Raw genomic sequence first — 19,603 nt, forward strand, 5'->3', positions numbered from 1 at the left:
AGGCGCGCAACGTCGCGCCCCGTTACTGCGTCTTTCATCGGCTCTGACCTCCAAAGGAAAGGGGGTGGCGGCAACTTGCGTTGTTCGCGGACGCCTATCCTTTGCTAGCCAGTTTTTGCCTGGAACACGAAAAATCCGAAAACCGGGCCGGAAGCTATGTCGTGCGCATCACGCGGCCCGGAAATTCATATCCGTTTGATATTCGATAAATTTTTTCTAGCTATCCCAGTCCCGAATGGGAAGACGCCACACGCGTCACTCACGCGTACGAAGGAAACGGCGATAAGCCTCGCCGAACGCTGTAGCGTGCATCGGCTCGCTGTCGCGGCTCACGTCGCCATCGTCGAAGCCGATCTGGTCGGTATTCGCCTGCGCCGTTATGAGATGATTCTCCTTTGTTTCCATTGTCTGGAATGCATTGACGCGGGCGTTCTCCCATGACGAACCACTTGATTCAAAGCGTTGAGAGCGAGGCCAGAAACCCGAAACGGTTGCGCTTCGGCATCGTGCTGCTGCCCAATTTCACCTTGACGGCTTTCTCGGGTTTCGTGGACCTCCTGCGGCTCGCGAGCGACGAGGGCGACATGAGTCGGCCCGTGCGCTGCTCATGGACCATCGTGGGAGAAAATCTCGTTCCCGTGCGCGCCAGTTGCGGGATTCAGATCACGCCGTGGACGACCTTCGCCGAAGCCGGGGAATTCGATTACGTGGTGATCGTGGGCGGGCTGCTGCATTCGGGACCCTCGGCAAGCGACGCGACGCTCGCGTTCATCCGCGCCATGGCCGACACGCCGGCCACGCTCGTGGGCGTTTGCACGGGTGCGTTCGCGCTGGTGCGGGCCGGCGTGATGAGCGGCTATCGGATTTGCGTGAGCTGGTTTCACTACTGGGATTTCGTCGAGCGCTTCCCGCATGTGGACGAGCACGAAATCGTTGCCGACCGGCTCTTCGTGATCGACCGGCGGCGCATCACGTGCTCGGGCGGCCGGGCATCGATCGACGTGGCGGCGGCCATCCTGTTGCGCCATGTGGAGGCCACGATCGTGCGCAAGGCGCTGCGCATTCTGCTCGTGGACGATGCGCAGAAAGGCAACGCGCCCCAGCCGCATCCGCCGGGCCTCGAGCCCGCCACGCATCCCAAGGTCCGGCGCGCCATCTTGCTGATGGAGCAGCATATTGGCCAGCCGCTGAGCTTGCCGGAGCTTGCGCGCCGGCTCGAAGTGTCGGTTCGGCAACTCGAACGGCTGTTCACCTCGGAGACGGGCCGCTCCCCCGGCACCTACGCAAGGCAGATCCGCATCCGCATGGCCTCGTGGCTGTTGACGAGTTCGGATCGCACGGTGGCCGATATTGCATCGTCGTGCGGATTCTCCGATGCCTCGCACCTGGGCCGCGAGTTTCGCAAGGAGTTTGGAGAATCGCCCAACGAATACCGCACGACGCGGCTGCCGGACACGCCCGACGTGCCGCCCGTGCTGCCCGAGGTACATTGATTTTGCTGGCGCGCATGGGCCCGCGTGGCTATTCGGTCCTCATGTCAACGGGTGGACGGCGAGCCCCGGTTTGACGTATTGATGCGCCCATTTCCGCGCGTATCCTCTAAAATTCGAGGGCACGCTGCAACAAGGAGTGGACATGAACAGGGACAGAGCCGAACACATTCTGATCGAGGCTGATTCGGTTGCCGAGCTGGTGCTAGGCGGCTTCGATATGACGATTGACACTTCGGAAGGGCGCGCGTTGTACGAGCGCGCATTCACGGCTTACGTTCGCAGTGAGATTGGCGATTTGCCGATGGCGTCGCTGTATGATGCGCTGAAGGGCTCGGCGGGAACCTTGCCGTCGTAGTGCAGGCGCGGTATGGCGAGCCCGCTTCATGCGCTCGCCGCCCGCGATCACACGGGCGATTTCACGCCGCCGCTTCGGACTCCATCCGCTCGAGATAGCGCAGCAGTTTGCTCACCATCACGACGACCGTGAGCGCGAGGATCACGAAGAACACCGCAAGCGGCGTGAGCACGTGCACGGAAACAAAGCCCGCGAACCCCATCATCGCCGAAGACACGAGCAGCAGCGCGCAGCCGAGTATCGCGCTCGTCAAGCCCGCAATGTGCGGAAACAGCGAATTGCCCTTGGCCATCAGCGTGGGATACATCGCGCCCGCGCACAACCCCATCACGAGCACGGGCGCCGCCAGCGTCCAGACTTGCAGGCCCACCGTCAGCGAGAGCGCCTGCATCGTGATCGCCGCGCCCGCCATCACGCGCGAACCGAACCGCAGCCGCCACTCGGGGCTCGGCAGGCGCGGACCGTGCAGCCGGTTCGACAGGCCGCCGAGGAAATACATCATGCCGATGCCGAGCGCGAGATAGCCGAAATAGGTCGGCGGCTTGTGCAGCGTGTTCAGCACCATGAACGGCCCGACGATATTGAACACGAGCAGGATGCTGTAGCACAGTCCCTGTGCGAGAAAACAGCTCTGGAACACCGGGCTCGCCAGCACCTTGCCCGCGTTCGCCATGAGCGTGCGCGGCTCCAGATGCACGGGCTGCGGCAGCGTCTCGCGATAGCGCCAAAGCACCGCCCACATTCCGAGCGAATAGAGGAGCAGGAACACGAGGCAGGCCTGCCAGCCGAACCAAGTTTGCAGGTGCGCGCCAATCACGGGCGCGACGATGGGCGCGAGCCCCCACGTGATCGACATATAGGTGTACGCGTGCATCAGCGCCTTGCCGCTGAACGAGTCGGTGATGATGGCCTTGGCGAGCAGGTTGGTCGTGGCGATGCCGAAGCCCTGCAGACAGCGGGCCAGCACGAAGGTCTCCAGATTGGGCGCGGCGAGCGACAGCACGCAGCCGATCGTGTAGATCACGAGCCCGAACGCGAGCACGCGCTTGCGCCCATATGCATCGGCGACGGGGCCGAAGACGAGCTGGCCGATCGCGTAAGCGGCCATGTAGCCCGAGACGCTCGACTGGATCGCCTGCGGCGTGGTCGCGAAATAGCGCGCCATCGCGGGCAGCGCGGGGACGTAGATGTCGATGGCGAGCTGGCCCGCGGATGCGTACAGGCAGATCATCGCCAGCAGGAAGCGCGGTGAGTTGGTTGCGCGCGCAAGCGTCGTTGCGCGGTTGGAGGAAGAGGCGGACATGAGAGAAGTAATGGGTGCGTAGCGGGCGTTTCCGGGTATTTCGATAGCGTCCCGCACGATTTCGCCATGACCGAAGCCATCGGCGGGCCATATACTAACATTCCCCCGTGGTTCGAGTTTGCCGCGCATGAATTGCAGCGCAAGGTGCGGAGTTCATTGCGGCTGTCGCGCCGGTAGACTGGATTCGTTCGACTTTCCACTGGAAACAAGACATGGCCGATGCAGAACTGGGTGCGCGAAGGGGCTGCGGCACGAATTGGGCCACGAAATGGGCCACGAACTGGACCACAAGCGGTGACGCGATCTGGGCAGACGCAATCGAGTCACTCGACCGTTATGGCAACGCGGTGCTGCCGTCCGTGCTCCGGGTGCAACAATGCGAGCAGCTTGCTGCACTGTATTCGCGCGACGACTGCTTTCGTTCGCGCATCGTGATGGCGCGCCACAATTTCGGACGCGGCGAATACAAGTACTTCGCCTATCCGCTGCCGCCGCTGCTCGAACGGCTGCGCCACGCGCTGTACCGCCGCCTTGCGCCGCTTGCCAATCGGTGGAACCGGCAGATGGGATTCGACGTGCAGTATCCCAACGAGCTCGACGCGTTTCTCGCGCGCTGCCACGCAGCCGGACAGACGCGTCCCACGCCGCTCATGCTGCGCTATCGCGAGGGCGACTACAACTGTCTGCATCAGGACCTTTACGGTAAGCATGTATTTCCGCTTCAGGTGGCGATTCTGCTTTCGGCGCCGGGCACCGATTTCACGGGCGGCGAATTCGTCATGACCGAAACGGGAAGCCGCGATCAGCACGCTGGCGTTGTCGCGCTGGAGCAGGGCGATGCCGTAGTGTTCGCCGTCAATCAGCGGCCGGACACGACGGCGAGCGCGCGTGGGCGCGCAAGCGTGCGCCGCGTGGCGATGCGTCATGGCGTGAGCGTCGTGCGCAGCGGCACCCGGCACACGCTCGGGCTGATCTTTCACGATGCGCGCGCGGCATCGACATCGGAGCCGGCATGAATGCGCACGCCATGATCGAACGTTTCGATGTTGATGCCGTGGGCGCGCAACTGGACGCCGAAGGTTACGCGGTGTTGCCACACTGTTTCGATCCCCGCGAAGCACGCGCGCTCGCGCGCTTGCTGGAGGATGGACTGCTTTCGTCCGTGCCGTCGGAACCCGGCAACGGCGAACGGTTCGACTTCAATGAGGGCCTGCCGCCGCTCTTGCATGCGTGGCGCGAAGCGCTCTATCGATGGCTGGCGCCCATGGCGAACCGCTGGCATGCGCTGGCGGGTCTCGAACCCTGCTTTCCCGCCGAATTCGAGGCCTTTTCCGAAGCTAACCGGCGCGCCGGACAGCATCGGCCGCAATCGCATCTGAGCCGGTTGCGCGCAGGCGATCGCCTCGCGCTGCATCGCCACGACGAGGGTGAGCAAGTATTTCCGTTTCAGATGATCGCGCTGCTAAGCGCGCCGCAGCGCGATTTCACGGGCGGCGAATTCGTGATGACCGAGCAGCGCCCGCGAATGCAGTCCCGGCCCATGGTCGTGCCGCTCGCACTCGGCGACGCCGCCATCATCGCGACCGCGCAGCGCCCCGTCGAAGGCGCGCAAGGCCATTACCGCGTCAAGCTCAAGCACGCGATCAGCCGCGTGCGAGGCGGCGAGCGCTTCGGCATGGAGTTGATTTTTCACGATGCGCGTTGAAAAAGGCACGCGATTCGGTAAAAACGTTATGCCCATAAAGCCAATAAGTGGGCCGCCGTGTATTTCTGGCACTCGCCGCCGGAAATGAATATAAATGAGAATTTGCTCGTGAAAACGTTGCTGATAAAATTTAAAAAATAAATAAAAATAAATGGCTGTTGTGACCTTGCATCGAAATTACATATGCGGTGGCGCATAGGGTTTTTTGGTGCAACGAGACGGGTTTGTATCAAACGGGGCGGGATAAATCCAACAACTGCCAACGTCAAGCGCTCCAATATATTCAGGCGGTTTGCGCTATTTGTCCCTTTATCTATCCGAAAGCGGGCTCGCCGCTCATCGCAATAATATTCACATCTGGTTACAAGGCCTGACTTTACCCTGCAATCGGCCTTCCCCTATGCTCGACGCATACAAATCGCCCGCTCAGCTATCGGCTGCGAAGGCTATCTGGGAAGTCAGTCGATGGGTGACGGGTTGGCATGCCACCGCCGCCGTGATTGCAGCGGATTCCACGTCTTCCCGAGGTTAACCGGAGCGTCAGATGTTGCATGCCTTCTTTTTCGATGCAGCCGCGAGTCAACCGCATATGCCGGCGTTGTGGGCACGCGGGTGCACTTACCACTACGGCGAGATTCAAGCATGGGCTCGTCGCGTGTCGTCGGGACTGCATGCGGCCGGCGGGACCAACGACGTGCGACGGTGCTTGCTCTTCGGGCATCGCAGCGCCGCCACCTATGCGGGGATACTGGGCATTCTCGACGCCGGGTTGGCCTATGTGCCGCTTAGCACGAGGATGCCGGCAAGACGCATTGCCGCGATCATCGAAGAGTCCGGTGCGCCGTTGATGCTGGTCGACCGGCATGGCGCCCGGGCGCTCGAGGAGGTGTTGCCGCTGCTTGCGCAGCCGCCACGGATATTCCTGCTCGACGAAGATGCGCACGACCTCTCTTTGCCGTTGCTGCCGAGCGCGCCCTATGTGCAGCGCAAGAGCGCGGAGAGCGATGTTGCCTATGTGCTCTTCACCTCCGGTTCGACGGGGACGCCGAAGGGCGTGCCGATCACGCATGCGAACGTCAGTGCCTATATCAACGGGCAGTTGCGCATACATGGAAAATCGGATGACGCGCGATATATACAGTTATGCGAACTAGTATTCGATCCGTCCGTGCATGACATGTTCGTCTGCTGGGCGAATGGCGCTTGCCTTTACGTGCCTGAAACCGTCGATCCGCTCTACAACGCGGACTTCATCAAGCGTCACGGGATCACGCACTGGAATAGCGTGTCGTCGGTGGCGGGATTCATGCAGCAGATGCGCAAGCTTACGGCGGACGCCTTTCCGAGCCTTCGGGTATCCCTGTTCGGTGGCGAGCCGCTGGCCCGCTCTCTGGCGCAAGACTGGATGCGCGCGGCACCCCATAGCCGGTTGCTGCATATGTACGGCCCCACCGAGGCGACGATCGCCTGCACGTATTTCGAGGTCGATGCCGGATTCGTCGAGGATCGGCGCCACGCTGTCGTACCGCTTGGCGGCGCGCTACCGGACGTGGAGTGGGTGATTATCGACGATGAACTCGACCCCGTCGCGAACGGACAGAAGGGGGAACTGCTGGTGGCGGGCCCGCAGATTGCCGAGGGCTATCTATCGCCCGACGAGGCCGGCAATAGTCGTTTCGTGGTCGGGCGCTATCCCGGCCGGCGCGCGCAACGCTGGTATCGAACCGGCGACGCCGTTCGCATAACTGAGCAATATGGCCTGGTGTTCGAGGGACGTCTGGATTCGCAGGTCAAGATTCGCGGCAACCGGATCGAACTGGAAGAAGTCGAGCGTGTCGTTCAAACGTGTAGTCAGGCTGCGCAGTGCGCGGTGATTCCATGGCCGGTGGACGAAGCTGGGCAAGCCGCAGGCCTGGTGGCCTTCGTGACCGACGCCAGCGGCGAGCCCGGGCAGATTCAGCGGGCGTGCCGCGAGCGCTTGCCGCTACACGCCGTTCCGCAACGGATCGTGGTTCTTGACGCGCTTCCGCTCAACGTGAACGGGAAAATCGACCGATCCGCGCTTGCGAGGCAATACGCGGGTGACACGATGGCCGTCTGATGCCCGTGTCCGTTCGAGGCAATGCATAGCGAGCCGTCGTCGCGCGGGAACGCGCGCACGGGATGTTGGAAAGAATGTCAGTAAGAGGGGGAATCAATGAAAGCCGCATTGCGCCGCATTATTTCGGAAACCGCATGCCTCGACGTGCCGGTCGAAACCTTGAGCGATACCGACGATCTATACGCGGCCGGACTGTCGTCACTTGGCACGATTCGCGTGATGCTGGCTGTCGAGGAGGCGTTCGGCATCGAGATGCCGGCTGAGTTGATTACGTTCAATTTGTTCACGAGCATCGACGCGCTCGCCGGAACGCTCGCACCGTTCCTGCGTGATGGGCAGGCCGCGCGTGTACCCGTCGCAGCCTTGCCGCGACAGCCATGAGGATGAAGCCAACCATGAGGCCCGTCACCCTGGGCGGCTGCTCTGGGTCGCTGCATCTGCCTGCGGGCGGCGAGGCAGGCACTGGCGTGGTGCTGTGCAATCCGTTCGGCTATGACGCACTATGCGCATATCGCGGCTGGCGCGAGTTGGCAGAGCGCCTCGCGCACGGCGGCGTATCCGTTCTACGCTTCGATTATCCAGGCGCCGGTGATTCGACCGGCAACGAGGAAGATCCGCAGCGTTTTCGTGCATGGATCGACAGCATCAAGATGGCGACGCGCTATCTGCGCGCAGCCAGCGGCGCAACGCGCGTGATCCTGTGCGGATTGCGCTTGGGCGCGATGCTTGCAGCGCTGGCCGCCGAAGAAATGGGCGACGTGGACGGGCTCGTATTAATGGCGCCCGTAATAGCCGGGAAGCGCTATATCCGCGAACTGCGCATGCAGCATGAGAGCTGGCTCAAGACCTCCAACGGCAGCGCGACCGCCGATGAGGTGCGCGAGGCCGTGGGGGCATTCGGGTTTCAATTGCATGCGGACACGCTCGAGCCACTCGCCGAGGTCAACCTCGCGCGACGCGAGCGTCGTCCCGCACGCCGCGTGCTGATTCAGGACGTCTGCAACAACGCATCGCTGCACGAACTCGCGGCGCGCTATCGCGATTGGGGCGTGCGCACGGACGTGGAAATTTTTCCCGAATACGACAAGTTCCTGGTCGACCCCCGGTCCAGCGTAGCGCCGCAACGCGCCTTCCACGGCGTACTGGCGTGGCTGGGATTGCAGCCCGGTATGCCGGCGCGGCCAGCGGCTCAATTGCTTGCGCCAGCCGCCGATGCCCGCATCGATTTTGCGGCGGGTAACGAGAAGCCGGTGGTATTCGGGGGCAAACGCTATGCAGGAGTATTTTGCCGGCCATGTCACGCGAATCGACGCGCGCCCGCCGTGCTGATCGTCAATACAGGAGGCGTTCACCGCGTCGGCGACGCAAGGCTTGCCGTGCTGATGGCGCGAAGGCTGGCGGCCCAAGGCATCGCCTCGTTGCGCATGGATCTGGGCGGCCTGGGGGATAGTTTGGATCACGAAGATTCACCGACACTCGATGACACCTATGCGCGGCATGCGGTCGACGACGCAGGCGCCGGCGTGGATTGGCTCGTCGCGGCCGGATGCCGGGAGGTGGTGACGTTTGGCGTCTGCTCGGGGGCGTGGGCCAGCATGCATGCGGCTTTGGTCCATCCTGACGTGGTGGGCTGCATGTCGGTCAACCTGCCTTTTTTCTTTTGGGGTGGACCGCAAACGAAACCGGGTGCCCGGCGTATCGAATCCAGCCAGGTGTATCGGCGCTCGGTCCGCAACCCGCGCAAATGGCTCCGCTTGCTGACCGGCCGCGCGAACGGACTGGCGATCGCCGCGGAGTTGGCGCGCCGCTGGTCCGTGCGCCTGACGTCGCTCGCCGGCAGTCCGTTCGAGGGACGGTTCGGCTTCAACACCTCCACGGGCGCGACCCGCAGGCTCTTGACGGATCTCGAGCGCAAAGGCGTAAAGACATCGCTGATCTACGGCTCGCTCGATGCAGGGCTCGATGAACTGGAGATGCGTTTTGGACGAAACGGAAGCGAACTCCGCACGCTGACTCATGTCACGACCGAGGTGATCGAGAGGGTGGATCACTCGTTGTTCTCGCGCACCGCGCGTGAAATAGTGATGGCGCGTTTCGAAGCATTCTTGCTCGCGATGGCACTCGACGCCGGGCACGCAGACGTTCCTGATTGCAGGGATTCGCACCTGCGTGTGTTGTGCAGGATGTAGACGATGATGATCACGATGACACGCGGTGAAGCGCGCGCGTCTGTGCGCACGGAACTGGATCGGGAAGTCCGGAAGATAGAGCGGTCGGCCTGCCTGTCGACGCAGATCGCTTGCGTCCCGGACGCCTTCACCAGAAAGACATTCGAAACGGGCCTTTGCTGGCTCGAGGACTTCATCATGAAGCCTCATGCCGAGCTTGGCCGACGCGGCGCGGTTTGCCCTTTTGCGAAGCCTGTTCATCACGAAGAGTCACTGGTTTTTTGCCTGTGGGACGCGACCGATCTGCACTACAGGGACTATTTGTCGATACTGGGCAAGTTCCCGGACCTGTACCTCAGGCTGCTTGACTCAGCGAAAGCAGATTCTCGGCTCTTTTCATTATGTGTATTCGTTCGTGGCCTGGACGAAGCGCAGTTTTATCAATACATAGACGAAGCCCATGCATTGTTGAAACCCGCGTTTATGGACGCGGGATTGATGCTTGGCGAATTTCATCCGTTGAGCGTGACAAAAGGCGCTCATTCAGAAACGTTCCGGCCCATGCGCAGCAGTCAGCCTGCATTTGTTGTGCGCGCCATGTCGTCCCACGACGCACTCTTCATCGATCGCGAGAGTAGCGCGGACGAGGTCCGTCTTCGCGAACTGCGGAACTATCGCTCATGGGTGGGCGAAAACCTGCCGGAAGCGGAGGTCGCGCGTATCGAAAAACGGATCGCGGAACTCGGAGCGGCAGGATCGGCATGACGGTGGCGCGCGTGATTCGTGAAGGCTTTTTGCTCTGATCCCAATCGGCTGGCGGCGCGCTCAATGCCGATAAATATCCGCCATCTCACCTGCGGAATTGGGCTGTGTCGCAGCGCCAACAGCCTCGAAATCATTGCGCGTTCATGCAAAGTTATTTCTCGGAAGGAACACTGAAGCGGAAAAGCTCTGCAGCGGAGGTCGTCATCACTTTTGCTCTCGCCGGAAAGTCGGGAATCCAGTCTTCCAATGCTTCCACGGTACCGCGGTAGTCGATCAGATGACGATGCTGCGTATGCGGCCAGTCGCTGCCCCACACGAGACGTTCAGGGCCAAATGATTCGAGCAGAGCGGCGGCGAGGGCGCGCCCGTGCTCAGTGCCGTCTGAGCGGTCGGCGCTGCGATAGGCGGCAGACAGCTTGACCCACACGCTGCCGCAGGAGGCTGTGGATTGCAGATAACGAAAGCCGGCATCGCCGGGACCGAGATGCGCATCGGGCCGTCCGAAATGATCGACGACCACCGTGCAACCGTGGCCAAGCAGGGCATTGAGCACGACAGGGAGATCGGCCGCATTCGCCTGAACTTCGACATGCCAGTGCAGGGCGTTCAAGCGCGCGAGGAGCGCGGACCATCGGCGATCGCGAAACTCCGGCAGTGCAAGTCCGATCAGATTCAGTCGTGCGCCTACGATGTGCGCGGCGTTCAGCGCTTCCAGTTCGGCGTCCGTGATCTCTGGCGCGACAACGGCCACGCCACGAAAGCGTCGCGGATAGCGCTCGCATACCGCACGCAGAAACGCATTGTCGGTGCCAAGAAAGCTGGGCTGCACCAGAACGCCTTGCGACATGCCATGCGCTGCGAGTTGCGCAATGTACTGTTCGAGCGTCGCATCATAGTCCGGCGCATGACGGCGTTGTGAGGCGAGCGGAAGTCCTTGCACAAAGATGTGCGCGTGCGTATCGATGCCCGTGATGGACGTCGTGGCCCCGTCGAGCCATGTCAGGGACGCCGACGAAAGGCCATCGAACGGATCGGCCGGTAGTGCGGGCTGGAAGCGGTCCATCGTTTGTAGTGCCTGAAATTCGGTTGACATTGAGCGATGCGTCAATGCACGAGCGCGCTCAGTGGCGCGACACGGCTGGCGCGTCGTCGCGCGCGCCGCTCGGGTGCTGCGACGGGACGAGCCGGCCCCGCGTGCTGGGCAGCATCAACGCGGCGACGACGACGAGACCATAGGCAACGCCCGCGTCGATACCCAGTGCCGCGCCCAGCGACATCGACCCGCTCATATGGCCAATAAGCACCGGAAATGCGGCCGATACGATGCGGCCGAAGTTGTAGCAAAAGCCGACGCCGGTTCCGCGCACCCCTTGCGGGTACAACTCGTTGAACAGCGCGCCAAGCGTCGCCGGAATGCCCGCCGAAAAGAGGCCGAGCGGAAAGCTCAGGATCAGCATGGTAGTGTCGCTGATCGGCAGGAACGTGTAGATGTTCACCATCACCGCGCAGCAGATGGCGAAGAGGATCACGTCCCAGCGTCGTCCGATACGGTCCTGCAACCATGCGCTCAAGAAACAGCCGACGATGAATGCCACGATGACGACTGCGAGATAACCGCCGGTTCCCAGCACCGAGAGATGGCGCTCAGTCTTCAGATACGTCGGCAGCCAGGTGGTGATCGCGTGGTAGCCGCCATGCGCGCCCAGTCCGATCAGGCCGCCGACGATGGTGGTGCGGATCACGGCAGGATCGAAAATTCCCGCGGCAATGCTGAATATGCCGCGTTGCGCGGAATCGTCGTGCGCGATCTGCGGTTCGCGCGGCGGCTCGACCACATTGCGGCGCACGTAGAGAACGAGGAGCGCGGGGACGAGGCCGATCGCGAACAGAACGCGCCAGGCCCATTGCGGCGAAACGAACGAGAACACCGCCATATAGAGCAGCACAGCGGCGCCCCAGCCGAACCCCCACGCGCTCTGCACGATGCCCATGGCCTTGCCGCGATGCCTGGGGTTCATCGTTTCGCTGAGCAGGACGGCACCAGCCGTCCATTCGCCGCCGAAGCCGATGCCTTGCAGCGCCTTCAGCACAAGCAACTGCTCGAAGCTTTGGGCGAATGCACTCAGAAACGTGAAGAGCGAGAACCAGATCACGGTGATCTGCAGCGCGCGCACCCGGCCGACGCGGTCGGACAGGATGCCCGCGAGCAATCCGCCGAGCGCGCCGGCCACCAGCGTGGCGCCGCCGATTAGTCCCGCCTGGCCTTTGCTGATGCTCCAGGTGGCGAGAAGCGAAGGAATGACAAGGGAAAAGACCTGCGTATCGACGGCGTCGAGTGCCCAACCGCCGAAGCAGCTCCACAGTGTTCGTTTCTCGATGGGCGTGATTTCGCGATACCAGCGCATGGTCGTCGTCTCCTGGTGCGTGCCGCGTGCGAAGTTCGGCGGACGGCCGCTGTTAGTGGATTTGACGGGATTCTAGGTAAGCCTGAAACGCGTGCATACTATGGAAATGTTGTTCATTCATAGCATCTTGATATGGAAAGGCGACCATGGAGTCGATTCGCACGTTGAAGTATTTTCTCGCCATCGTCGATGCGGGAAGCGTCACCGGCGCGGCCGCCCAGCTCGGGATGGCCCAGCCAGCGCTCAGCCAGGCGATTACCCGGCTGGAGAAGGATCTGGGCGTGAAGCTGCTGGCGCGCACGCGCCGCGGCGCCGCCCTGACACCTGCCGGCGAAGCGATCGCCGAGGATATTCGTCTTAGCGTTTCGCGGATCGAAGCGGCCGAAAAGCGGGCGCGCGATATCGGCGCACAACGCGGCGGCAGGCTGACCATCGGCTTCGCGTCCGCGGCGCTGTTTGAGGTCATGCCCAGGGCGATAGCGGCGTTGCGCGCGGCGGTCCCTCATGTCGAGTTGACATTGCGCGAAATGAGCAACGCGGAACAGGCCAGCGCGCTCGAATCCGGCGAGATCGACATTGGGCTGCTGCATACGCCGGTTGCGGTGGGCGGCAGAATGCGCGAAAAGCTGATCGTGCGCGAGCGCTTGCAGGCAGTCGTGCAGGCGTCGCATCCGCTGGGCGAGGATGGCAAGCTCGGCCTCGCGGAACTGGCACGCATGGGGCTGGTGTGGTTTCCGCACGGACACTTGCCGGTGGTGCGAGCGGGCATCCTCAGCGCGTTTCGCAAGTTCGGTTGCGAAGCCAATATCGTTCAGGATGCCAATCGATCGCTGACAGTGCTCGCCTGCGTTGCCGCGGGTTGCGGCGCTTCGCTGTTGCCGCAATCCGTCAAGGCGATCCAGTTCGAAGGTGTGCGCGTGTGCGAGGTGCGGGAAGGCGACGCGCTGCCGCTATTCGAACTCAGTGCGATCTGGCCGCATCGTTCGCGTCCTACGCTGGCCGACAAATTTGCAGCGCTGTTAAGCACGTGTTGATTCGTGCGTCGGACTTCGAGTTGCACTTTGGACACGACTGAGTAGCCGGATAGAAACCGGTCCGGTGATGGAGCCAGGCACGGAGGTGGGGCCCAAGCTCGCAGCGCCAGTTCGCTGACAGACATACGGGCGCGGCGCATTCGAACAGAATGCGGCCCATACCCAATACAGACCCGCCTGCCAATGCGCAAGTCGGGCGCTATCAGCACACTCGGGGAAAGCACATGCACACCACTCGTTTTCGGCCATCTACTCTGGGTGGTCTGTTCGCGGCGTTCACATTTGCTGCTGCACCCGCAGCTTCAGCCCATACCAGCGCGCCAGGCAGCGAGCCCACCGTGACGGCCATCTATGGCATCGCCCTGTACAAATCCTTCACCGCGATGCCGGAGTGCCCCTTCAAGCCGAACAGCTATCCGGGCGTCCACAACTCCTACACCGACGAAATCCCGCACCCGTGCTTTGAACACGCCGACCGCTCGCTGATTGGCACGGCCCCAACAGGAACGGAGACGCTCGACGTCATGTACCCCGTGGACAAGTCTCCCGAGATGTACACAAGTTTGCGCATCAGCCTCATCAAGGGCGTTGTGCACGGCGTCTACCTGTTGACGCCGGGCGTCGACACGCAGGTACATGACTATGCACTCCTGGAGTACAAGTTCGGCAAGCCCCAGGTCAAACGCTCCGTCACCGTACAAGACCGGATGCGCGGCACCTACGAGGTCATCGAGGCGCGCTGGCAACGACCGGGCGGCGTCTCACTGTCGTTCACCGGCGCGGCCGACGCGCCTAACGCCGGAGAATTCACGGCAACGACGCCGCAGGAGGGTGCGCGGCAGCAGGCCCAGGACGGCCAGCGGCAAGGCCTGCCAAAGCTGTAACGCTTTGACCAGGTTATCCATGGTCCGGCTGATATTGTCGAGTCAGAAGGCCCTGCTTCTCTGGCCCTGTCTGTCCGGGTGTTTCTGCGTGTTTCGCGGCGCAATTTGAAAGGATGTTCGGCTTTTGGCGAGCGTTTCAATCGGCTTACCTGTTTGCACCATAAGCCTTTTGTTCTTTGCAAAAAAAGGGCCGCGCTGCATGAGCGCAGCCCGCAAATCACACACGCAGCGAGAATTTTCAGTGCCGCTAAGTCAGGATAATCTTCTGACGAAGGAAATCACTCAGGCGTTTCCCCTACAAAATGTAAGCCAACAACAATTCGGTGCGAGTGATGGTCACAGCATCGGCGCGCTCCAGCCATACTTCTCAGACACGGACGCGCTCACTCGTAGCCCTTGTCTGCACCCAACGTGATGATCTGGGTGCGGCGCAGGTAATCGCCGGCGGAAAGAGCACCCAGCCTGCGCGTGGATTTATTCGCACATACAAGGCCGCTTTCGGGTCACGACGACGCGTCTTCAGTTTCAGGCGCCGACGCGGCCCCGGTTTCCACAGCAAAGGCTGCGCCCGGGATCAACAGGACCGGGCACGACGACATGCGCACGAAGCGCTCAGCGACACTGCCGAGCATGAGCCGCTTCACGCCGCGCCGCCCATGCGTGCCCATGACGACAAGGTCGCAATGCGTCGCGCGCGCTACATCGAGAATGCGCTCGGGAACACTGCCCCCGGGCGCGTCGACTTCGACTACGCGCGGGTTGCCTCGTACACCGTTGAACTGCATGGCCGCAAGCGCTTCGTCCTTCAGGCGCTGGCCTTCCTTTAGCAGCGCTTCGTGCACGTGCATCGGATTGCCGCCGGGCATCTCATAGGCCGAGATCGGCACCTCGACCACAAAGAGCGGGATGAGCTCTGCCCCGCTCCCGCGCGCGATCGAAAGTGCGAATTTGAACGCGCTCTGTGACGTTGCGCTGCCTTCTATCGGCGCCAGGATTCGTTCGTACATGGTCACACCTCGTTGCTGCTCTAACGTAACGTTCAATCTAGGCGTGGCCCCGGTTTTCTGACTGATGTGGATCAATCAACGCCGGGCACCCGGCCGTGCTTCACGGAAGTCGAATGGAGCGCATGGAGATGCAGGCATGTTCGCTAGCGCAGCGACTCCTGTGTGAAGCGGGAATTTGTACGCTTGATTGGCGGGTGTTGCGTCAACCGGACTCGACCGCGGCGCGGCGCATAAGCGCCACGCGTTTCTATGACTGAGCACCTTCGAGCGCGGCACACTGGGCGTTTTCCCCATTTCGCAAGCTTTCCTTCGCTGTGCGGGACCGTGCGGCATGCTACGATCGGTCACGCGATTCCACTTCGATCTGGGCGGGCCATGGCGACGTTGTATGACTTCCTGGGCGTGCATGACGACGCGAGTGATGAGGAAATCAAGCGGGCCTACCGCAGGGCCGCGATGAAAGCGCATCCTGACCGCAATATGGGACGCGAAGCATCCGCACATGCGCAGTTTCAGGAGATCAAGGAGGCTTACGCGATCCTCTCAGATCCCGCGCAGCGTCGCGTTTATGATGCCGTTTATGCCGAGGAAATGGGGCGTCTGGCCCGTGAGCAGGAAGAAGAAGCGCGTTTGCAAGAGGCGGCACGCCAGGCGGCGTATGCGCGTTATGTAGCTGTGGCGATGCGCTTCGCAGAACAGGGCCACAACCGCGACGTCGTGTTCGGCGTGCTACTCGGTCGCGAATGTGAGCCACAAATGGCGGAGCGAATCGCAGTTGGCGCGGTCGAGTTGCATTTATCGCGCCAGAGCTGTACCTCCAGTCGCCAGCAATCTGACGATTCCACATCGCCCAACTCCAAAGAGCCACGCAGCGCAATGCCAGAATCTGCGCCAGAGAGCGAGTGCAAGAGAGAGCCGCTTGATGGCCACTCGCACGAGAACTTCTTTAATGCGATCTGGCGCGGAATGTTCGGGTTCGTCGTGCCGGGCGATCCCCCTTCGCGTGAGGAACGCTGATGCCTGGCTGCCGGCGCTGTCCGACGGTCTCGCCGTGACAGACTGCCGGAATCGATCGCAGGCCCGTAACTAGCGAACGGCCGCCTCAAAGCGCTCCTACTTGTTGGGTGCAAAGATCCAGCTTCTTGCTGGCGCCCGTGATCGAGTCACTCGTTCAAGCTCTCAGCTCCATTGCGTTGTTCGTGCCGGACGCCGTTGGTGTCCAGAAAGGCGGGTTCCTCATGATTGGCACGGCGCTGGGTCTCAATCCGCAAACATGCATCGCAACGGCGTTCGCGCGTCGTATTCGCGATCTGCTGGCAGGTCATGGAATGGCGCCAGTTGATCAGGCTTGACGCATCGACGGCGTGCAGAGCAGCTCGAGAAGATCGTTGCGAACATAATCGATGGCAACGATCGGTTATTGAATTTTGCTCCCCCGGCGTGAGGCTCGGTCTTCCTCTTATACGCCAGCGCCTTGCCTGACGCCAACGGTTCGGAGGCTGTGCTTTTCAAGGTTGCTTTTGGCGAAGTACCGGGCCGAGCCAATTGCCGATCTCCTGCGCACTCATCAAGCCGCTTCGGCGGTCCACCTCGATTCCGCCGCGAAACAGCACAAGCGTCGGAATACTGCGAATCCGGAATTGCGTCGCAACTTGTGGATTTGCATCGGTTTCGATCTTTGCAAAGAGGGCGCGCGCTTTGAGCTCAGCCGCGGCGGTGGCGAACTGCGGCGCCATGGCCCGACATGGACCGCACCATTGCGCCCAAAAGTCGACGAGCACCGGCAGATCATTTCGGCCGACATAGGACGTGAAGTTGCTCGTGTTCAGATGGACGGGGTCATCGCCAAGCAACGGCTCGCCGCAGGCCCCACAGACGGCGGAAGCGTCGAGTCGTGCCGCATCGATGCGGTTGACCCGCATGCAATGGCTGCAAACGATGTGCATTTTTCTCTCCTTCGTTTCCATGTCGAGCCCGACGCGCGGCCTGGAGAAACATCAGTTCGCGTCCTCGCCGCTTGCTTCCGATCTCGACGCTGAACTCGCGGGAGTCCGCGGACTCCGTCCGGATTCGGACCGCGGCTTCGGGGCGACAGTTTCGTCAGTTCCGCCCGTGGTGGAACCGGAGGGGGACGCTGGGGCGGACATCACTGATGTGGCCGGTGTCGGAATAATGTCGAAGAGCAACCCAGCCGATACAACGAAGATCGCGGCAGATAGTATGAATATCATGGCATCCACCTCACGCTCGTAAATAGCCTCGGCGGCCGGACGGCTCACATCGCTTATCCGCCCAACGCAATAATCGAAATCGTAAGCAGCCCACAGCGACCATCGCGAGGCCGGCTTTCATTGCCCCCCGCCGCGGTATAGCGCGCGAGTGCAGATCCTGCGGTGGGTACGCATATCGTCTCGGCTGAAGTTCGACAAACTCATTTGCGCCGACTGCCAGCGCGAATCGCCGCTACAAAAGGTATACGAACGATGTGCTGATTACTTGATTTCCGTCAATCGCGAGCCCTCGCACTGAAGACCGCGATGAGCGGGCGGGGAATCCCTTTTAGCGATCAGACCGGCGATATTGAATTACATCGCACACAGTGAAGTCGAAAGGCGAAATCGGGACCGTGAGCTCATCAAGCTCGGACACACTGTTCGACTGATCGCCCCACAGTTCGTCCGGCCTTACTTGCAGAGCAACAAGACCGACGCGGCCGAAACCTGGAAATCGCGTGATGGGGAGGCTGTGATCCAGGTCAATCGTTGAGGATCTTTCTTCACTACTGTCTACACAACGGGTGGTTCTCGCGGGCACACGGAGCACTGCGGCTGCGAAGCATTGCTCATACCTTTAAGCGCGATTCACCAACTCATGCGAGAGCGTTCTGAAGACTGCCACGCGCAGTGAGAAGGCATGGACGCACAACGCTGAAACACGCAAGGAGAAGACGCCATGGATAAAGCTTTTTCGCGCAAGGCCGCGCACTCCGCGAACCCGGCGCCAGTAGCTTACCGCACGCCTGACGAGCGGGCTGCCGAGGGCCGGGTCATTCGCGATCACGTACCCCGGGCGTCGCAGGCGGGATGGCGCCTGCCCGAGCAGCGCCGCAATGTGATCGAACTGCTCGAAGAGTCCAACGCGGGCCGCTTGCCGCACCTGATCCCCATCCGCTTCGGTCGAATGTCCGCCTCGCCGTTTGCGTTCTATCGAGGCGCCGCCGCCATCATGGCTGCGGACCTTGCCACGACGCCGACGAGCGCCTTGCGCGTGCAGGCGTGCGGCGATGCGCATCTGATGAACTTCGGCGGGTTTGCGACCCCCGAGCGCAACGTGATCTTCGACATCAACGATCTCGACGAGACACTGCCGGCTCCCTTCGAGTGGGACCTGAAGCGGCTTGCCGCGAGCGTGGTGATTGCGGCACAGCATCTCGAGCTGCCTTACAGCGACACCGTGCGTCTCACGACCGATCTCGTGCGCCAGTACCGCGAACGTATGCACGACTATGCCTACATGCGCGCGCTCGATGTCTGGTACGACCGGATTGATTTGCAAAAGTATGAGGACAAGTCAGGCGATCCGGATATCGTCGAGTATGCGCGCAAGCGCCTTGCGCAACGGATCGAAGTCGAGCGACGAAAGACCGTGCCGGATCACCTCTATCCCAAGCTCGTTACCGAGGAGGGCGGGCGGCCGCGTATCAAGGACGAGCCGCCGCTCATCTTTCACCCTGATGCGGAACTGGCGCCTGGCCTCGAGTCAGGCTATGCCGAGTCGCTGGCCTCGTATCGCGAGAGTCTCGCCGAGCATGTGCGCGTGTTGTTCGATCGGTTCCATCTGGTTGACCTCGCGGCCAAGGTAGTGGGTGTGGGCAGCGTCGGCACGATGTGCAGTGTGGGCCTCCTCATGGCCTCCGATAACGACCCGCTATTTCTGCAGGTGAAGGAGGCCAGAGCTTCGGTCCTGGAGCCGTATGCGGGAAAGAGTCTGCATTCCAATCATGGTCAGCGGGTGATTGCGGGCCAGCGCATCATGCAGTCCGCAAGTGACGTGTTTCTCGGCTGGACTCGCGGACAGAACGGGCGCGACTTCTATATCAGGCAACTGCGCGACATGAAGATGTCTGTCGTTATCGAAGCACTGGATGCCAGAATGCTCCGGCAATACGGACGCATGTGCGCGCATGCGCTTGCGCGGGCTCATGCGCGCTCCGGTGATGCCGCGATGATTGCCGGATACATGGGTTCGGGCGGGGCTTTCGACGACGCCATCACTGAGTTCGCAACGGAATACAGCGGGCAGAACCGGAACGATTATCGAGAGTTCATTCGGGCAATTCGTGAAGGTCGGATCGAGGCGGTAATGGATGACTGAGCCGCGAAC

19 protein-coding genes and 1 pseudogene are annotated in these 19,603 nt (G+C 61.8%); 14 read left to right on the plus strand and 6 right to left on the minus strand.

Annotated elements, in window-relative coordinates; translation table 11 throughout:
* Window positions 1-255 precede the first annotated feature (255 nt).
* Complete coding sequence (locus PWP93_RS23140; RefSeq protein WP_421027369.1) at window positions 256-405, minus strand: hypothetical protein; 150 nt, start codon at window positions 403-405, stop codon at window positions 256-258.
* Window positions 406-437: 32 nt separating this feature from the next.
* On the opposite strand from PWP93_RS23140, the gene PWP93_RS23145 reads away from it, so the two are divergent.
* Both PWP93_RS23145 and PWP93_RS23150 read left to right on the plus strand, forming a co-directional pair.
* A complete protein-coding gene (locus PWP93_RS23145) occupies window positions 438-1,493 on the plus strand; it encodes a GlxA family transcriptional regulator (RefSeq protein WP_421046173.1) in 1,056 nt (351 codons plus the stop codon).
* Window positions 1,494-1,635: 142 nt separating this feature from the next.
* The gene (locus PWP93_RS23150; RefSeq protein ID WP_421027371.1) at window positions 1,636-1,848 is read left to right on the plus strand and encodes a hypothetical protein; all 213 of its coding nucleotides are present in this window, start codon (window positions 1,636-1,638) and stop codon (window positions 1,846-1,848) included.
* A gap of 61 nt (window positions 1,849-1,909) precedes the next feature.
* Here the strand turns inward: PWP93_RS23150 and PWP93_RS23155 are convergent, their stop codons facing one another.
* Entirely contained in the window at window positions 1,910-3,151 is a 1,242-nt protein-coding gene (locus PWP93_RS23155; RefSeq protein WP_421046174.1) for a multidrug effflux MFS transporter, read from the minus strand.
* A gap of 212 nt (window positions 3,152-3,363) precedes the next feature.
* On the opposite strand from PWP93_RS23155, the gene PWP93_RS23160 reads away from it, so the two are divergent.
* The 6 genes from PWP93_RS23160 to PWP93_RS23185 all read left to right on the plus strand — a co-directional run bounded on the left by PWP93_RS23160 (window position 3,364) and on the right by PWP93_RS23185 (window position 9,890).
* Window positions 3,364-4,167 (plus strand): 2OG-Fe(II) oxygenase, encoded by an 804-nt coding sequence (locus PWP93_RS23160; RefSeq protein ID WP_421046175.1) that lies wholly within the window; start codon window positions 3,364-3,366, stop codon window positions 4,165-4,167.
* Window positions 4,164-4,856: a 2OG-Fe(II) oxygenase gene (locus tag PWP93_RS23165; protein WP_421046176.1), complete on the plus strand. Its 693-nt coding sequence runs from the start codon at window positions 4,164-4,166 to the stop codon at window positions 4,854-4,856. The genes PWP93_RS23160 and PWP93_RS23165 overlap by 4 nt, the downstream gene beginning before the upstream one ends.
* Before the next feature lie 544 nt (window positions 4,857-5,400).
* Window positions 5,401-6,957, plus strand: coding sequence for an amino acid adenylation domain-containing protein (locus tag PWP93_RS23170; RefSeq protein ID WP_421046177.1), 1,557 nt, complete (start codon window positions 5,401-5,403; stop codon window positions 6,955-6,957).
* Between the two features lie 96 nt (window positions 6,958-7,053).
* The gene (locus PWP93_RS23175) at window positions 7,054-7,338 is read left to right on the plus strand and encodes an acyl carrier protein (protein ID WP_421046178.1); all 285 of its coding nucleotides are present in this window, start codon (window positions 7,054-7,056) and stop codon (window positions 7,336-7,338) included.
* Window positions 7,339-7,352: 14 nt separating this feature from the next.
* Entirely contained in the window at window positions 7,353-9,146 is a 1,794-nt protein-coding gene (locus PWP93_RS23180) for an alpha/beta fold hydrolase (RefSeq protein WP_421046179.1), read from the plus strand.
* A gap of 3 nt (window positions 9,147-9,149) precedes the next feature.
* Window positions 9,150-9,890 (plus strand): DUF6875 domain-containing protein, encoded by a 741-nt coding sequence (locus PWP93_RS23185; RefSeq protein WP_421046180.1) that lies wholly within the window; start codon window positions 9,150-9,152, stop codon window positions 9,888-9,890.
* Between the two features lie 151 nt (window positions 9,891-10,041).
* Here the strand turns inward: PWP93_RS23185 and PWP93_RS23190 are convergent, their stop codons facing one another.
* Both PWP93_RS23190 and PWP93_RS23195 read right to left on the minus strand, forming a co-directional pair.
* Window positions 10,042-10,953: an amidohydrolase family protein gene (locus PWP93_RS23190; RefSeq protein WP_421046975.1), complete on the minus strand. Its 912-nt coding sequence runs from the start codon at window positions 10,951-10,953 to the stop codon at window positions 10,042-10,044.
* 58 nt (window positions 10,954-11,011) lie between these two features.
* Complete coding sequence (locus PWP93_RS23195; RefSeq protein WP_421046181.1) at window positions 11,012-12,295, minus strand: MFS transporter; 1,284 nt, start codon at window positions 12,293-12,295, stop codon at window positions 11,012-11,014.
* 146 nt (window positions 12,296-12,441) lie between these two features.
* On the opposite strand from PWP93_RS23195, the gene PWP93_RS23200 reads away from it, so the two are divergent.
* The gene (locus PWP93_RS23200) at window positions 12,442-13,329 is read left to right on the plus strand and encodes a LysR family transcriptional regulator (protein WP_421027380.1); all 888 of its coding nucleotides are present in this window, start codon (window positions 12,442-12,444) and stop codon (window positions 13,327-13,329) included.
* 338 nt (window positions 13,330-13,667) lie between these two features.
* Entirely contained in the window at window positions 13,668-14,213 is a 546-nt protein-coding gene (locus tag PWP93_RS23205; protein WP_421046182.1) for a hypothetical protein, read from the plus strand.
* A gap of 503 nt (window positions 14,214-14,716) precedes the next feature.
* Here PWP93_RS23205 and PWP93_RS23210 read toward each other — a convergent pair.
* Window positions 14,717-15,220, minus strand: coding sequence for a universal stress protein (locus tag PWP93_RS23210; RefSeq protein ID WP_421046183.1), 504 nt, complete (start codon window positions 15,218-15,220; stop codon window positions 14,717-14,719).
* 375 nt (window positions 15,221-15,595) lie between these two features.
* On the opposite strand from PWP93_RS23210, the gene PWP93_RS23215 reads away from it, so the two are divergent.
* Window positions 15,596-16,237: a J domain-containing protein gene (locus PWP93_RS23215; RefSeq protein ID WP_421046184.1), complete on the plus strand. Its 642-nt coding sequence runs from the start codon at window positions 15,596-15,598 to the stop codon at window positions 16,235-16,237.
* Window positions 16,238-16,362: 125 nt separating this feature from the next.
* Window positions 16,363-16,572: a hypothetical protein gene (locus tag PWP93_RS23220; RefSeq protein WP_421046185.1), complete on the plus strand. Its 210-nt coding sequence runs from the start codon at window positions 16,363-16,365 to the stop codon at window positions 16,570-16,572.
* A 156-nt stretch (window positions 16,573-16,728) separates the two neighbouring features.
* Here the strand turns inward: PWP93_RS23220 and trxC are convergent, their stop codons facing one another.
* Window positions 16,729-17,187 (minus strand): thioredoxin TrxC, encoded by a 459-nt coding sequence (gene trxC, locus PWP93_RS23225; RefSeq protein WP_421046186.1) that lies wholly within the window; start codon window positions 17,185-17,187, stop codon window positions 16,729-16,731.
* Between the two features lie 658 nt (window positions 17,188-17,845).
* Between trxC and PWP93_RS23230 the strand changes: the two are divergent.
* Window positions 17,846-17,974 (plus strand): annotated as a pseudogene (locus PWP93_RS23230) (IS110 family transposase); the annotation flags it as partial.
* Between the two features lie 198 nt (window positions 17,975-18,172).
* Complete coding sequence (locus PWP93_RS23235) at window positions 18,173-19,594, plus strand: DUF2252 domain-containing protein (protein WP_421046187.1); 1,422 nt, start codon at window positions 18,173-18,175, stop codon at window positions 19,592-19,594.
* Window positions 19,595-19,603 lie beyond the last annotated feature (9 nt).

The sequence above is a fragment of the Paraburkholderia sp. A1RI-2L genome (assembly GCF_048957375.1).
Lineage (GTDB): Bacteria > Pseudomonadota > Gammaproteobacteria > Burkholderiales > Burkholderiaceae > Paraburkholderia.

Coding starts and splice junctions, on each gene's coding strand:
- PWP93_RS23140 (WP_421027369.1), bottom strand. CDS start 405: ATGGAAACAAAGGAGAATCATCTCATAACGGCGCAGGCGAATACCGAC.
- PWP93_RS23145 (WP_421046173.1), top strand. CDS start 438: ATGACGAACCACTTGATTCAAAGCGTTGAGAGCGAGGCCAGAAACCCG.
- PWP93_RS23150 (WP_421027371.1), top strand. CDS start 1,636: ATGAACAGGGACAGAGCCGAACACATTCTGATCGAGGCTGATTCGGTT.
- PWP93_RS23155 (WP_421046174.1), bottom strand. CDS start 3,151: ATGTCCGCCTCTTCCTCCAACCGCGCAACGACGCTTGCGCGCGCAACC.
- PWP93_RS23160 (WP_421046175.1), top strand. CDS start 3,364: ATGGCCGATGCAGAACTGGGTGCGCGAAGGGGCTGCGGCACGAATTGG.
- PWP93_RS23165 (WP_421046176.1), top strand. CDS start 4,164: ATGAATGCGCACGCCATGATCGAACGTTTCGATGTTGATGCCGTGGGC.
- PWP93_RS23170 (WP_421046177.1), top strand. CDS start 5,401: ATGTTGCATGCCTTCTTTTTCGATGCAGCCGCGAGTCAACCGCATATG.
- PWP93_RS23175 (WP_421046178.1), top strand. CDS start 7,054: ATGAAAGCCGCATTGCGCCGCATTATTTCGGAAACCGCATGCCTCGAC.
- PWP93_RS23180 (WP_421046179.1), top strand. CDS start 7,353: ATGAGGCCCGTCACCCTGGGCGGCTGCTCTGGGTCGCTGCATCTGCCT.
- PWP93_RS23185 (WP_421046180.1), top strand. CDS start 9,150: ATGATGATCACGATGACACGCGGTGAAGCGCGCGCGTCTGTGCGCACG.
- PWP93_RS23190 (WP_421046975.1), bottom strand. CDS start 10,953: ATGGACCGCTTCCAGCCCGCACTACCGGCCGATCCGTTCGATGGCCTT.
- PWP93_RS23195 (WP_421046181.1), bottom strand. CDS start 12,295: ATGCGCTGGTATCGCGAAATCACGCCCATCGAGAAACGAACACTGTGG.
- PWP93_RS23200 (WP_421027380.1), top strand. CDS start 12,442: ATGGAGTCGATTCGCACGTTGAAGTATTTTCTCGCCATCGTCGATGCG.
- PWP93_RS23210 (WP_421046183.1), bottom strand. CDS start 15,220: ATGTACGAACGAATCCTGGCGCCGATAGAAGGCAGCGCAACGTCACAG.
- PWP93_RS23215 (WP_421046184.1), top strand. CDS start 15,596: ATGGCGACGTTGTATGACTTCCTGGGCGTGCATGACGACGCGAGTGAT.
- trxC (WP_421046186.1), bottom strand. CDS start 17,187: ATGGAAACGAAGGAGAGAAAAATGCACATCGTTTGCAGCCATTGCATG.
- PWP93_RS23235 (WP_421046187.1), top strand. CDS start 18,173: ATGGATAAAGCTTTTTCGCGCAAGGCCGCGCACTCCGCGAACCCGGCG.